Below are 13,528 nucleotides of genomic sequence, written 5' to 3'. Positions count from 1 at the left end.
AACCCATCGCCGACGAACGCAGTCTAGAAGTTTGATGGGTTTCGCTTCCGCTCTACCCATCCTACGAGCTTCAGACGAATTGCTTCTACGCTGGAGGCAGCGTCACCCCCGTCAACTCGCCCAGCCTGTCGAGAAGTCTCTCCTGAAAATCGGGATCGGTCACTTCGTGCGCCGGCTCTTGTTGCCGGAGGTCATGCCAGTAACGACCGCTGACCAGGGCGGCGGGATCATCGCTCACCGCCAGCCAGGTCTGCGTCCGTTGTCCGGTGGCCACGCCGACCGGCGCTCCGGCACCGCCCATTTTGGTGCGGACCCAGCCGGGATCGACGGCGTTGCTCAGCACCTGCGGCCAACGCCGCGCCAGGGCAAAGGCCAATGCGACCATGTGCAGCTTGCTCTCCGCATACGCCTTGGCTGGATCCCAGGTTCGCCTCGTCCAGTCGAGATCGCCCAACGATCCCTCTCCGCCGCGATGGAGTCCGCTGCTGAGATACACCAGCCGATCGGGGCGTTTCATCAGGGCGGTGAGCAAATAGGGCGCGAGCGTGTTGACCGCCAGGGTGGTGGCGTGGCCTTCGGGCGTCGGGCCGCGGCTGCGCTCGGTATAGACCCCGGCGTTGTGGATGACCGCGTCCATTCGTCCGATTGCGTTGACCTGGTCTGCCACGTGCCTCGTCTGGGCGACGCTCTTGAGATCGCCGATCACGACCCGTGCGGAATGCGATTCAAGCCCGGCGATTGCCGCCGCACGTTCCGCCGATCGCGCGTGCAGGACGACTTGGTGGCCCTGTTCGAGGAGAGACTGGGCAGCTGCGCGGCCCAAACCGTCCGTGCTGCCCGTGATGAAGACGATTGCCATGGCCACTCCTGTTCGATCCCCGCTTCGGCGCCTGCCTCGAAACCTCAAGGAGAATGCAACATGTTCGACTGATCATGCCGTGGCGAACGGGAGCGCCGAACGAAGACATCACAACCGAACAATCCTCGAAGAAGCGCATTAACATCCGATAAGTTGGGAATGACCGCATGTCGAATTTCGTCATGCTGCTGGTCGAGGACGACTCGCTCCAGCGCGAAGTTCTATCCGACCTTCTTAAGGACGAAGGGTTCGAAGTCGTCGAATGTGCCACCGCAGAAGCGGCGGAGCTAATCGTGGCGTCTACTGGCAATGAGCTACGGGCGCTCATCACTGATCACAACCTCGCTGGGAGAATGACCGGGCTCGAGCTCGCGGAGTACGCTCGCAGTGCGCATCCCGGGCTCAACATCGTGCTGATGTCCGGGACGGTGATGGCGCCCCTCCCGCCCAACACGACCTTTTTGCACAAGCCGTTCGCGCCCGCCCATTTGCTGGCGGCCGTGTAGAATCAGAATGCCCTCGAAGGTCATCCGCCCGAATTTTCTGCGCCGACGGCGTTCTCGCTCTCCGGCACCGTCAGCCGGACGGAGTGCCCCTGCCGCATGGCGAGCGATGCCGCCGCAACGGCCGCCTCGAAAGCGGCTTCCTTGGTCTGGTAAGTGTTCCGGACTTCGCCATCGTGGTCGACGTGCCAGGCACCGTCCCTGCCAACAATATCATAGGCTGCGAGGCCCATAGTCTATCCCTCCTTCATGCGTCCGGTGTTGCCTTGGACGCCTGGGTGCTGCTCACCGGGTCCGACGCCGGGAAACTGTCCTTCAAGCCCTTGTCCAACTCGTCGTCCTTGGCCTTGTCGCGTCGGATGCCACGCTTGAGATCTTCCGCGTTCTTGTCCGGCGGTGCCGGATCGAATTTTTCGGTCATGGAAGTGTCCTTTCGCTACCTCAAACGCCTTGAGCTCCCGACCGTTCCTTTCGAGGAACAACGCAGTGGCGGTTTGCTGTCGAACGGAAAAAACCAGAAAGCGCCTGCCGCGCGGGCCCTTTCATTCAGGTTGCATTTACTGCTATAACACACCCTTAGATCGTATCAGGCATCTGCCAATCAGGAGAAGGCAATGAAAGCTTCGGTTTTTGCGCTGGGGGGCTTGATGATTCTGTCGATCACATCAGCGAACGCAGCTCCCAAAGCGATGGCCGCCCCGACCACGGCGGCCAGCTCGGTCGCATGTTCCACCTCGGGTGGCGGCTTTGGGAGCTACCCGTCAGGCTGCCGAAACGGAGCAAACTTCAAGACCTACAACGAATGCAAGGAGTCAGGCGTCAAGCGCGGCTGGAGACACGAAGATATGGCGTGGTACTGCAGCGGTCTGGGACTGCAATAGCTTGCAGTTGCGAGGCATGGCGGGACGGCCGAACGGCATTGGCTGTTTACGGCCGCGGACCTACAGCGACGGTTGGAGCGCCCCATGGAATGCACAATCCGGCCCGCACTCGCGAATGATGCCGATGGGATCAGTGCTATCATCTTGCGGGCGCTGCGGGAAACGAACGCGAAGGACTATGCGGACGAGATCATCGAAAGGATCGCGCATAGTTTCAGTCCCGATGCCGTGCGGCGGCTGATCGGACAACGCACCGTGTTTGTCGCCACGATCCGCAGCCGCATAGTTGGAACAGCAAGCCTCGACGGAAACGTGGTCCGCACGGTCTTCGTGGCTCCCGATGTTCAGTGCGGGGGCATCGGCAAGTTGCTGATGGCCGAGATCGAGCGCACGGCGCGCGCACGAAACGTCGCTTCGCTGACCGTCCCTTCTTCCGTCACCGCCGAGACTTTCTACGCGCGGCTCGGGTTCAAGGCAGTGCACGACAGCTATCATGGTGACGAACGCACGATCATCATGGAGCGCCTGCTAAAGGACCCGATCTAGGTTTGGCTGTTCTCCAGGATTCAGCGGCCAGCGGGCTTATCGTATCGCTACCGCCGCGCGGCGAGCACGTTCGAAGGAGCCGTTTGCAACGCTGCGCGCCTCTCGCTGAGGGCATGATCGAACAGTTCGAGCACCAGGCCAAAGGCTGCCAGCTCCTCCTCCTCGATGGCGCCGTCATCGTAGCAGCCAAGCGTTTCCTCGATGATGGCGTCGACCTCCTGCTGCATAGCCAGCAGTTCGTGGTCGAACTCCGCGGTGCGCACCCTGGAAACCAGGGCCAGAATTCTGTTGCGATGGCCGGTGTTCTCGTCCCTTTCATCCCGATTGAGATATTGACGCAGCCAGGCGCCGGCCGAACCAATGCCGGAGAGAAGCAGGAGCGCAAACCAGAAGTAGTCGCCGTATCTGTCGAGGAAGGTGCGCTCAGTGCCGTCGATCACGGCCGCCGCTCCCCGGTGTACCGGCAGCTCGGCTTCTTTCTCGGTGTCCGGCTTGGTGATTTGCGCAGCGCCAGGCACTTGCCTGGCAATCGCCTGCCGGAGGGCGAATTGCTGGCGGTAAAACGCCGCCACTGTCGTTTCGGACAAGGCATTCCGTGCGACGATCAAATGACTGACACTGACAGTCTCCACCTTGTCATCGGGCCAGGCCGGACTCGCATTGAAAATGCTTGGTGGAATTTCCTCCGATTCATAACGCGGATGCTTCAAGGCGATGGCTTCCGATGCGTCGATCGCGAGAAATTTGGGCTCGCCACGTGTCCGCGCCGTCGCGGCGACCGCGTCGGCGGTTATCTTGCTGTCGAGCGGACCGACCGCCATGTAGGCGTCAAGGCTCGGGTCGCGCGCCAGCTCCTCAATCTGGCCCGTGCCGAACTGGCTAATCGTGACCTTGTCCGCTGCCACCCCGGCGGCGCTCAGGATGACCCTCAGCAACGCGGCGTTCGCCGGGGTCGCGCCGATCACTCCCACCCTGCGCCCTGCGAGATCGGCGACCTCCTTGATTTTCGGCGCCGGCTTCCGCTTGGAGGTCTTGCCCGCAACTCCCGAAGAAGACCACAGCACGACGAAATTCTTGCGCAAGATGACGACTGTTTGCGCGTCTGCCGGCATTTCCAGATCGCCGCGGCCGACCGCAAGGTCGGCCTTGCCGGCACCGAGCAGAGCGAGAGCTTCGGCCGCCCCGGCGGTCACGATCGGAGACAGCTTTACAGTCCTGCTTTCGTTGGCAAAGGCCTCGGTCATCGCCTCGATCACCTTGTGATCGTTGCTTCCCGGCGGTCCGACGGCAATTCGGAGAGTTATCGGCCGCAGCGCGTAATACAATGTACCCGCAGCGGCTCCGAAAACGAGAAATCCGACGGCCAAAATCAGCAGCAGGGTCTTCGTCTGTCTCCGCCCTCGGCGGGCTGCGTCACTGCGTATCATCGGGGGCTCAGACGAGGACATTTGGCGCTGCCGGTTGGAGGTCAAAAATCGCTGCCTGCTTTGTGGGAATACCACGTTCTTCCGAAGGAAGATAACGCCCGGGCAGCGGGACTTGTTTCCTGGCGCCAGCGCGAGCTTTGGCGGCCCTCCGACGTCAATTGCCGCATTTCATTCCCACGCTGGGCTAGGGCGTCATCACGCCTGCGCTACGACGGGAAATAACGGGTCTCCGATCCAAATCCAGACGTCAGAACCGCGCATGCATGCGGGAACCATTTGGAGACACCTATGATCACCTCAAGGATGCTGGTTGTGGTCGCGATCGTATCAACGATAGGCACAGTCTCGGCGCAATCTTCCCATCCATCGCTGCCCGGAAAGGAAACGACCACAGGCCCTGGACGGCGCCGGTCGGCCACCGTCAGCCGCACGCTGCCGACGCTCCCACGACAACCATAGGACCGGAGGATTTTCCTTGATAGGGAGGATGCCAACGTCGACCGCAAGATCTCCGGCATTTGCCGGGGCTGCTGATCGAACCAGCACCAGATTCTAAAGCGCGATCAAACCGGGCGGCGGCTTGCGCATCTGCGATGCCTGCTCGTAGGCATAAGCCAGACGCAAAAGCTTGTGCTCGCTCCAGGCACGGCCGGCGAAGCTGACGCCGAGCGGATAGTCGGGCGTATCCTTGTCGCCCGCTTCCGAGAGGAAGCCGGCCGGCACCATGACGCTGGGATAGCCCGCTTTAGCCGCAATCGCTGCGCCGGTCGCGCCCGGGAACAGGACAGCGTCCAGCTTGTGCTGATTCATATAGGCGTCCATGCCGCACGTCTTGGCGGCGAGCAAGTCCATGGCACGGGCCGATTTGTATTCGCGCTCGCTCAGATCGCCTTTGGTGAGATCGGCGGCGAGAAACAGGTCCTGGCCGAAGCGCAGCGCCTTGTCCGCATTCGCCGCGTTGAAGGCAATGATATCGGCCATAGTCTTGATATCGGTATTGGTTGCCCAATCCCTGAGATAGAGATTGAGCCCGTATTTCAGCTCGTAGAGAAACACGATCGGCGAGCCGGTCGGATTGCCCTTGTTGCGGCTGAGCGGATTACGGTTGAGCACGGCCATGCCGGTGCCCGGCCCGGCAATCCAACCGCGTGTCGGCATGTTGGCGCGCACGATGACGGCGCCCAGATCCTCCATCACCTTGATGACCTCGGCCATCAGCTTGGCCCCGTCGGGTGGCAGCTTGCCGTAGAAGCAATCGTTCAGCGGATCGGCGGGGTCGCTCGGCACGCCGATGCGCGCACCCTTCATCGCATCGCGTACGAGGTCGACCGTGTAATCGGCCGGCCTGCGCTGCCGCTCCGTCACGGGATCGCGCGGGTCGCTGACGGCCAGAACGTTCAGCAGCATTGCCGCGTCGCGCACCGTGCGCGTCATCGGCCCCGCAGTGTCCTGGCTATGCGCGATCGGCACGATGCCGGTGCGGCTGATCAGCCCGACGGTCGGCTTGACCGTGACGAGGCCATTGCGGCTGGCAGGATGCAGCAGCGAGCCCGAGGTCTCGGTGCCGATCGAGACCGCACACAGGCCCGCCGCCACGGCGACCGCCGAGCCCGAGCTTGAGCCACCCGGGTCTACGACCGGGATGCCACGATCGTCCATCAGCGTCGGCACGTACGGGTTTTTCACCTGGCCGCCCAGCGATGAATAGCCCGAGGGCATGTCGATCGCGAGGATGTTGGCGAATTCCGTCAAGTTCGCCTTGCCCAGGATCACCGCGCCGGCCTTGCGCAGCAGCTTGACGATGGTGGCGTCCCGCCTGGCGCGTGCGCCCTCCAGCGCCAGCGAGCCCGCCGTCGTCGGCTGCTTGTCGCCGGTTGCGATATTGTCCTTCAGCAATATCGGGACGCCGGCCAATGGTCGTTTAGCCGACGGCCTAGTGTCGTCCAGCTTGCCCGCGATCGTGAGCGCATCGGGATTGAGCGCGCGCACGGCGTTGAGCATCGGACCATCGCGATCATAAGCCTCGATGCGCGCGAGATAGAATTGGGTCAGCGCCGTGGCGGTGATCTGCCCGTCAGCCAGAGCATCGATGATGTCGCTCATGGGCGCATGCGCGAGCTTGGGTGCGTGCGCGAGCGTCAGCTTCGGCGCTTCGGCGGCGGCCGCAGCGCGGCGGATTGGCCTCTTCATCGCGTGCCTCATGGGCGACCTCGAATATGCTACAGATGGTAACATTAAGTCTGGTTGCGCGACAAGCCGATCACTGAACCACGCGCTTGCTCTCCGTCATCCTGAGGCGCGCGGCATGCGATGCGAATGCAGCGCAGGCCAAGCCTCGAAGGATGAACGGCCCCGATGCAGCCGGGCCGACGTCCTTCGAGGCTCGCCCAGCGGCGCATTCGCGCCGCTAAGCTCGCACCTCTGGGTGACGGGTCGGAGCCAAGCGCCGGGATACGATCTTGATCGTCCCCACCAAATAGACCACCATCGCGCCACTTACCGCTCACACCAAGAATGGGCGAGGAAACGCTGACATGAACGCAACTCCCGGGGTTGGCCTGGTCGAGCGGGCACGGGCCATCGCACCGCTGATTGCGGGTGAGGCTGATGAGATCGAGCGGGCACGGCGGCTGACGCCGGCAGTGGTGAACGCGCTGATCGAGAATGGGCTCTATCGGGCGCTGCTGCCGCAGAGCCTCGGCGGATCGGAAGCGCCGCCCGAGATTTTCATGCAGATGCTGGAGGAGATCGCGAAGGCGGATGCCTCGACCGCGTGGTGCCTCGGCCAATGCAGCGTCTGCGCGATGATCGCGGCCTCGCTCGACCACGACACCGCGCAGGAGATCTTCAACACGGCGCCGGGCATCCTCGCCTGGGGCGCGATCGCGCACGAGGCGCGCATCGTCGAGGGCGGTTATCGCGTCACGGCGGGCTGGGATTTTGCCTCGGGCTCGCGGCAGGCGAGCTGGCTCGGGGCACATGTCCGCATCGTCGGCGCCGACGGCACGCCGCGCAAGAATGCCGACGGCTCGGCGGAGGTGCGCACCATCCTGTTTCCGGTCGCGAGCGCCGTGCTGCACGACGTCTGGCAGGCGATCGGGCTCGCCGGCACCGGCACCGATTCCTACGAGGTCGCCGACCTCTTCATCCCCGAGCGCTTCACCGCGTTTCGTGACGTCCCGTCCGCGCTACGCGAGAAGGGGCCGCTCTACAGGATCGGCACCGGCTCGACCTTCAGCCTCGGCTTTGCCGCGGTGTCGCTCGGCGTGGCGCGCGCCACGCTCGATGCCGCGATCGCGCTGGCGCGCGGCAAGCATCAGTCGCTGGCGGCCAGCGCCATGCGCGACAACGGGGCGGTCCAGGGCCTGATCGGCCGCACCGAGGGCGACCTGCGGGCCGCGCGCGCCTATCTCTATGCGACGGCAAGTGCGATGTGGCGCGATCTCTGCGCGACCGGCGCGTTCAGCGCGGCGCATCGGAGCTCGGTTCGCCTCGCCGCGACCTGGACCATTCACCAGTCGGCCAAGGTGGTCGACAGCGCCTATCATATGGCCGGCGCCACGGCCGTATTCCGCAGCAATCCGTTCGAGCGACGGTTTCGCGACATGCACGCCATCGCGCAGCAGATCCAGGCGCGCGACACTCATTACGAAGACGTCGGTAAGATGATCCTTTCCGGAGACCGCTGACGTGGACCCGTTGCGACAGTGCACGCACGCTGACCTATATTGAGTTCGCCAACCGGCGTCTTTGTCGCTGAACCTTTGGGGGTTTTGCCGGACCAATTTCTATAGCTACAAAAAAACAACAGCTTTTCCGCTGTAACCGCGCCGAGCATATGGAAGTGATAATTCTGAATTGTTTCTAGCGCGCTGCCTTTGCGCAAGAGAGGTCCGTTATGGGCCGAACAGCTGGCAGGAAAGTCAGTTGCCATTCCATACGGCATCATTCGCCGGGATGGCACCAACGTAGCATTTTCATTGTTGCCATCCTCTGCATCGCATGCACTGTCCTGTTCGCGAGCGAAGCCCTGGCGCAATGCTCGGCACGAGACGTCCTGCGGAATCACCTGAAGCTCAAGCAAGCGCGCTCTGACGGGCCGCAAATCCCGATCAGATCCGCCGTCGATGTCCCGGCGTGGAAGACGATCAGGATCGGGACGTTTGCAAACTTCTTCGCCCTCAGTAACGCGTTGGATGCGGCAGGCTGCGGCATCGGAAACTCGGCCGGCGAAATTCTCGCGCGACCGACGTTTACCGTCAGCGCCACGACAACAAGCGTGGATCTTTTCGCGGTGTCGGCGGCCGAACTGGGCTTTCGAACCGACACTGCGTTGCTGGCGGACATCTATGCGCGCGCCAAACAGCTGGGCTTCGGCCTCGCGGCTGCAGAAGTCGGACTACAACTGAGGCTTCAATATTTCGACCAGCCCATCGGCGAATTTCTGATCATCGGAATGGAGCCAATCAGGACCTGGCAGGGCGCCCCCGTCATCTTGAATGTAGCCAATGGCGGCGCGGGACTCATCCTCATCGGCCAGGATGGCAGCGCCGATGCTCAGATCCCCGCGGCATCCCGCTTCGTATTCGTGCGGTCCCATGAAACCGCTCCGGCCGAGGCCGTAACACTTGTCGGCCACTGAATTTCAACTGCGCCCAACTCAAGATGCAAGCTGGCATCCCCCGGCCTAGGCCACCATTGCGGCGTCCTCCTCGGCACCATCGATGCCCCGTTGCGCGGCGAGCAGACTGATAATCTCGATATTCGGCCGGGCCTTGCTGAACAGAAAACCCTGGCCTTCGTCGCAGCCCTCAGTGCGCAGACAGCTCAGCTCGGCTTCGGTCTCGACGCCCTCGGCGGTGATGGTGACGCCGAGGCCTTTGCCGAGGCTGACGATGGAGCGAATGATCGCCTGGGCCTCGCGATTGGCGCCGAGATCGCGCACGAAGGACTGGTCGATCTTGATCTTGTCGAACGGGAAGCTGCGCAGATAGCTCAGGCTGGAGTAGCCGGTGCCGAAATCGTCCATCGAGATGCGCACGCCGAGCGCGCGCAACGCGTGCAACGTCGCCAGCACCTGGGCGCTTTTCTCCAGCAGCAGCGTCTCCGTGATCTCGAGCTCGAGCCGCCGCGGCGGCAGGCCGGAATGCTTCAGCGCATCCGTCACCACCGAAAGCAGATTGCCGCTGCGGAACTGGAGCGGCGACAGGTTGACGGCGACGCGGACGTCGTCCGGCCAGGTCGCGGCATCGTGACAGGCCCGGCGCAGCATCAGGCCGCCGAGCGGATTGATCAGCCCGGTTTCTTCCGCGACCGGAATGAACTCGGCCGGCGAGACCATGCCGCGCTCGGCATGCGGCCAGCGCACCAGCGCCTCGAAGCCGGTGATGCGGCCGCTCTGGAGGTCGATCAGCGGCTGGTAGTACGGCCGCAGCACGTCGTTCTGGATGGCATCGCGCAGCTCGACCTCGATCTTGCGGCGGGTCTGCGCTTTCGCATCGAGCGCCGCCTCGAAGAACGCGAACGAGCCGCGCGCATCCAGCTTGGCGCGCGACAGCGCCATGTCAGCGCTCTTGAGCAGCTTTTCGGAATCGTCGCCGTCGCCCGGCGCCATCGCGATGCCGATGGAGGCGCCGATCACCACGGAATGGCCGTCGAGCAGATAGGGATCGGCGATGGCTTCCAGCAGGCGCTTGGCCAGCAGCACCGCATCCTCGGGACGCGTCAGGCCGCTCTGCACGATTGCGAACTCGTCCGAGTTCAGCCGCGCCAGCGCGTCCTCCTCGCGCAAGGTCGAACGCAGCCGCTTGCCGACACCGCGCAGCAGCTTGTCGCCGATCGCGTGTCCCAGCGTGTCGTTGACCGCCTTGAAATTGTCGAGCCCCAGCATCAGCAGCGCGACCTTGTCGGTGCTGCGCCTCGTATGCAGCAGCATCTCGTCGATCTGCTGGCGCAACAAATTGCGGTTTGGCAGACCGGTCAGCCCGTCATGCTGGGCCATGAAGGCGAGCCGTGCCTCGGCGCGCTTGCGCTCGGTGATGTCCATCAGCGCGAGCAGCACCGCGGGCCGCTCGGCATAGGTCAGTTCGCGCGAATAGATCGCAAGGTCGATCAGGGCGCCATCGGCCTTGACGTGCTTCCAGGTGCGCCCGGCCTGCTCCTCGCCGGCCGAATCGGTGGTCCAGGGCGGCTCGCTGTCGAAGGCCTGAAGGGAACGGATCGTCAGCAGCTCGAACTCGGCGCGGCTGCAGCCGTAATGGGCGACCGCGGCATCGTTGACGCCGAGGATGCGCTCGTCGTCGAGTGCGCAAACGATCATGGGGACAGGATTGCCGTCGAACAGCAGGCGGAACGAGGCCTCGCGCTGCTTCAACTCGGTGATGTCCACGCGCAGGCCGACGACGCCGCCGTCGTCGGTCAGCCGCTCGTCGATCAGGATGACGCGGCCGTCCGCCAGCTTCTGCTCGTGGCGCGCGCCGGGCTGATAAAGCCTTTGCAGCCGCTCGGCGATCCATTCTTCCTCGTGGCCGGCAGCTTCGGGATAGTCGCCGCGGGCGACGCCGATGCGCAGCGTATCCTCGAGGCGCGCGCCTTCCTCGAACAGATCGGCGGTCTTGCTGTAGATCTCCGCGTATTGCTTGTTCCAGAGGACGTAGCGGCCCTCGGCATCGAGAAACACGATGCCCTGCGGCAGGATCTCGATGGCCTGGCGCAGGCGCTCATGGGATTTGCGCGCTTCCGCGATCGCGGCCTCGGCGCGGCCGCGCAGACCTTCGTCGCGTTCGGACGGAGGATGAGGGGCGCGCGCAAAGCGCGGCTTGCGCGGGTGCAGGCCGGACCTGCCAAGCACGCTTCCCTTTCGCTTTTTTGGCTTTCGAAACCCCAAACTCAACTTCACTCGTCCCAGTCGCGCCCAGCGACCGCAACTCTTGGGGCAAGTGTCTGAAAGAAAGGTAATCTTGGGTAGTATGGCGATGGGAGGCAGGTCTGGCAGTCTCGAAAAAACAGCCCTCATTGCCCGTTTGCAAGGCGCGACAGCGCCGATGGGCGCTCCAGGCGCATCGCATTGTCGTCATCGGAGAACGAGATGGCGCAAAATTGCGCGCTGCCTTGAATTATTTCCGGGATCGCGCGCGCTTGCATGCAGAAGGGGGTGAGTACGCGTCCCGCGCACGAATTTTGGTCAATGCATGAGAGGGTTATCGCATTGTTAAAAATCGGCCGGCCGACGCACCGGGAACTACGACTTCGAGACGATATTTCAGCGGAGGGACTGTTTCTTAACCCTGACGCGGTGTTGGGCTATAAGAATGTCAACATGAGTCCCCGCCGCCTCGCCCCTCTCCTGCTCGTCATGACGCTCCTGGCCGCCGGCGACGCGCTGGCCCAGGACAAGGGCAGCGTCAACCCAAAGCCGCTGCCGCCGCTCGCCAATCCGAACGATCCCAGTATTGGCGCCAAGGAACTGTTCGCGCGAAAGCTGCTGCCGTCGAAGGGACCGGCGCACGTCATCGGCTCCTATGTGAAAGGCTGCATCGGCGGCGCCGAGCAGATGCCGCTCAACGGCGACAATTGGCAGGTGATGCGGTTGTCGCGCAACCGCAGCTATGGTCACCCCGCGATGATCGCGCTGATCAAGCGGCTTGCCGCCAGGGCGCACAAGGACGCGGGATGGCCGGGCATCCTGGTCGGCGACATCGCCCAGCCGCGCGGCGGGCCGGCCCTGTCCGGCCATGCCAGCCACCAGATCGGCCTCGATGCCGACATCTGGCTGACGCCGATGCCGGACCATCGGCTCTCGCGCGAGGAGCGCGAGGACATGTCGGCGGTGATGATGGTGCGCCCGGACCGGCTCGACATCGATCCGAAGGTGTTCACGCCGGGCCATGTGCTGGTGCTGCGCGACGCGGCGCAGGAGCCGGCGGTGCAGCGCATCTTCGTCAATGCAGCGATCAAGAAGGCGCTGTGCCGGGAGGCCAAGGGCGACCGTTCCTGGCTGTCGAAGATCCGGCCGTGGTGGGGCCACGACTATCACTTCCACATCCGCATGCACTGCCCGGCGGGCGCGAGCGACTGCGAGGGCCAGCCGTCGCAATCCGAGGACGAAGGCTGCAAGCCCTCCGATCTCGCCTATTGGTTCAGCGACGGCGTGCTGCACCCCAACCCCCCACCGGAGCCGCCGAAGCCGAAGCCGCCGATGACGCTGGCGCAGATGCCGGCGGCGTGCAAGGCCGTGCTGCACGCGGGCGACGCGAAACGGTAAAGCCTCCGCGGTCATCCCGGCCTAGTGCGCAATTGCGCACTAGGCCGCGATGACAAATTCCTGGTTGGCGCCATGCGAACCGTCGCCTTTGACCTGTTCGGCCACCCTGTTATGATGACCCAGCGATCGCTTGCCGGACCGTAAGTCCGTCGGGCTTGCCGGAACAGCGCTTCCGCCGGTCGCAAGCCTAATTCAACCAACGCCGTCTTGCGCGCGCCGCCTTGCGTGCCCTGAACGCGCGCATGGAGCGCTTCCGATGTCCCGCCTTTCCGTGCTGCTTTCGGCTATGTTCCTTCTGGCCGCGAGCCTTTCGCCTGCTGGAGCCGAAGACAAGACCATCACCGTGTTCGCGGCAGCCTCGATGAAGAACGCGCTCGACGAGGTCGACGCGGCCTACACCGCCAGGACCGGCGTCAAGTTCAGCGTCAGCTATGCCGCAAGCTCGGTGCTCGCCAGGCAGATCGAGCAGGGCGCGCCGGCCGATGTGTTCGTCTCCGCCGACACCGACTGGATGGACTACGCGATCTCCAAGAAGACCATCAACGAGCCGACCCGGGTCAATCTGCTCGGCAACAGCATCGTGCTGATCGCGCCGAAAGATTCCAGGCTCGAGAACGTGCCCATCGCGCAGGGTTTTGACCTCGCAAAGCTCGCCGGCGACGGCAGGATCGCGACCGGCGACGTCAAGTCCGTGCCGGTTGGGAAGTATGCCAAGGCGGCGCTGACGAGCCTCGGAGCCTGGCAGGCGGCGGAGCCGAAATTCGCCATGGCCGAGAGCGTGCGCGCCGCGCTGACGTTGGTCGCGCGTGGCGAGGCCAACCTCGGCATCGTCTATTCCACCGATGCCAAGGTCGAGCCCGGCGTGAAGATCGTCGGCACCTTCCCGGCGGATTCGCATCCCGCGATCATCTATCCCGTCGCTGCGACCACGACAGCAAAGGGCGAGACCAGCGACTATCTCGCCTTCCTGCGCTCGACCGCCGCCAAGACCATTCTGGAAAAATACGGTTTCAAGTTCCTGATCAGCCCCTCCACTTGATTTGCGATTT

13 protein-coding genes are annotated in these 13,528 nt (G+C 63.8%); 7 read left to right on the top strand and 6 right to left on the bottom strand.

Features of this window, described 5'->3' with window-relative positions; translation table 11 throughout:
• Window positions 1-85: 85 nt before the first annotated feature.
• Window positions 86-859 (bottom strand): SDR family NAD(P)-dependent oxidoreductase, encoded by a 774-nt coding sequence (locus IVA75_RS13715; protein ID WP_247285397.1) that lies wholly within the window; start codon window positions 857-859, stop codon window positions 86-88.
• A 167-nt stretch (window positions 860-1,026) separates the two neighbouring features.
• Here IVA75_RS13715 and IVA75_RS13710 point away from each other — a divergent pair, with 167 nt between their 5' ends.
• The gene (locus IVA75_RS13710; protein WP_027565834.1) at window positions 1,027-1,365 is read left to right on the top strand and encodes a response regulator; all 339 of its coding nucleotides are present in this window, start codon (window positions 1,027-1,029) and stop codon (window positions 1,363-1,365) included.
• 20 nt (window positions 1,366-1,385) lie between these two features.
• On the opposite strand, the gene IVA75_RS13705 is transcribed toward IVA75_RS13710, so the two are convergent.
• Together IVA75_RS13705 and IVA75_RS13700 are read right to left on the bottom strand one after the other, a co-directional pair.
• Entirely contained in the window at window positions 1,386-1,595 is a 210-nt protein-coding gene (locus tag IVA75_RS13705; protein WP_027565835.1) for a hypothetical protein, read from the bottom strand.
• Window positions 1,596-1,609: 14 nt separating this feature from the next.
• Complete coding sequence (locus IVA75_RS13700) at window positions 1,610-1,783, bottom strand: hypothetical protein (protein WP_167552273.1); 174 nt, start codon at window positions 1,781-1,783, stop codon at window positions 1,610-1,612.
• A 193-nt stretch (window positions 1,784-1,976) separates the two neighbouring features.
• Here IVA75_RS13700 and IVA75_RS13695 point away from each other — a divergent pair, with 193 nt between their 5' ends.
• Window positions 1,977-2,243 carry a hypothetical protein gene (locus IVA75_RS13695; protein ID WP_247285396.1) on the top strand — a complete coding sequence of 89 codons (267 nt, stop codon included), beginning with the start codon at window positions 1,977-1,979 and terminating at the stop codon, window positions 2,241-2,243.
• 84 nt (window positions 2,244-2,327) lie between these two features.
• A complete protein-coding gene (locus tag IVA75_RS13690; RefSeq protein WP_247285395.1) occupies window positions 2,328-2,789 on the top strand; it encodes a GNAT family N-acetyltransferase in 462 nt (153 codons plus the stop codon).
• Window positions 2,790-2,836: 47 nt separating this feature from the next.
• Here IVA75_RS13690 and IVA75_RS13685 read toward each other — a convergent pair whose 3' ends face one another.
• The gene (locus IVA75_RS13685) at window positions 2,837-4,237 is read right to left on the bottom strand and encodes a TAXI family TRAP transporter solute-binding subunit (RefSeq protein ID WP_247285394.1); all 1,401 of its coding nucleotides are present in this window, start codon (window positions 4,235-4,237) and stop codon (window positions 2,837-2,839) included.
• 531 nt (window positions 4,238-4,768) lie between these two features.
• Window positions 4,769-6,406 carry an amidase family protein gene (locus tag IVA75_RS13680; RefSeq protein WP_247285393.1) on the bottom strand — a complete coding sequence of 546 codons (1,638 nt, stop codon included), beginning with the start codon at window positions 6,404-6,406 and terminating at the stop codon, window positions 4,769-4,771.
• 344 nt (window positions 6,407-6,750) lie between these two features.
• On the opposite strand from IVA75_RS13680, the gene IVA75_RS13675 reads away from it, so the two are divergent.
• Together IVA75_RS13675 and IVA75_RS13670 are read left to right on the top strand one after the other, a co-directional pair.
• Entirely contained in the window at window positions 6,751-7,905 is a 1,155-nt protein-coding gene (locus IVA75_RS13675; RefSeq protein WP_247285391.1) for an acyl-CoA dehydrogenase family protein, read from the top strand.
• A gap of 209 nt (window positions 7,906-8,114) precedes the next feature.
• Window positions 8,115-8,858: a hypothetical protein gene (locus tag IVA75_RS13670; RefSeq protein WP_247285389.1), complete on the top strand. Its 744-nt coding sequence runs from the start codon at window positions 8,115-8,117 to the stop codon at window positions 8,856-8,858.
• Between the two features lie 45 nt (window positions 8,859-8,903).
• On the opposite strand, the gene IVA75_RS13665 is transcribed toward IVA75_RS13670, so the two are convergent.
• Entirely contained in the window at window positions 8,904-11,066 is a 2,163-nt protein-coding gene (locus IVA75_RS13665; protein WP_247285387.1) for an EAL domain-containing protein, read from the bottom strand.
• A gap of 468 nt (window positions 11,067-11,534) precedes the next feature.
• On the opposite strand from IVA75_RS13665, the gene mepA reads away from it, so the two are divergent.
• Both mepA and modA read left to right on the top strand, forming a co-directional pair.
• Window positions 11,535-12,479, top strand: a complete 945-nt coding sequence (gene mepA, locus IVA75_RS13660) for a penicillin-insensitive murein endopeptidase (RefSeq protein WP_027565842.1) — start codon at window positions 11,535-11,537, stop codon at window positions 12,477-12,479.
• Between the two features lie 256 nt (window positions 12,480-12,735).
• Window positions 12,736-13,518: a molybdate ABC transporter substrate-binding protein gene (gene modA, locus IVA75_RS13655; RefSeq protein ID WP_247285386.1), complete on the top strand. Its 783-nt coding sequence runs from the start codon at window positions 12,736-12,738 to the stop codon at window positions 13,516-13,518.
• The last annotated feature ends 10 nt before the right edge of the window (window positions 13,519-13,528 follow it).

This window comes from Bradyrhizobium sp. 134 (assembly GCF_023074155.1).
Classification (GTDB): domain Bacteria; phylum Pseudomonadota; class Alphaproteobacteria; order Rhizobiales; family Xanthobacteraceae; genus Bradyrhizobium.
This window is presented reverse-complemented; position numbering and strand designations above follow the sequence as displayed.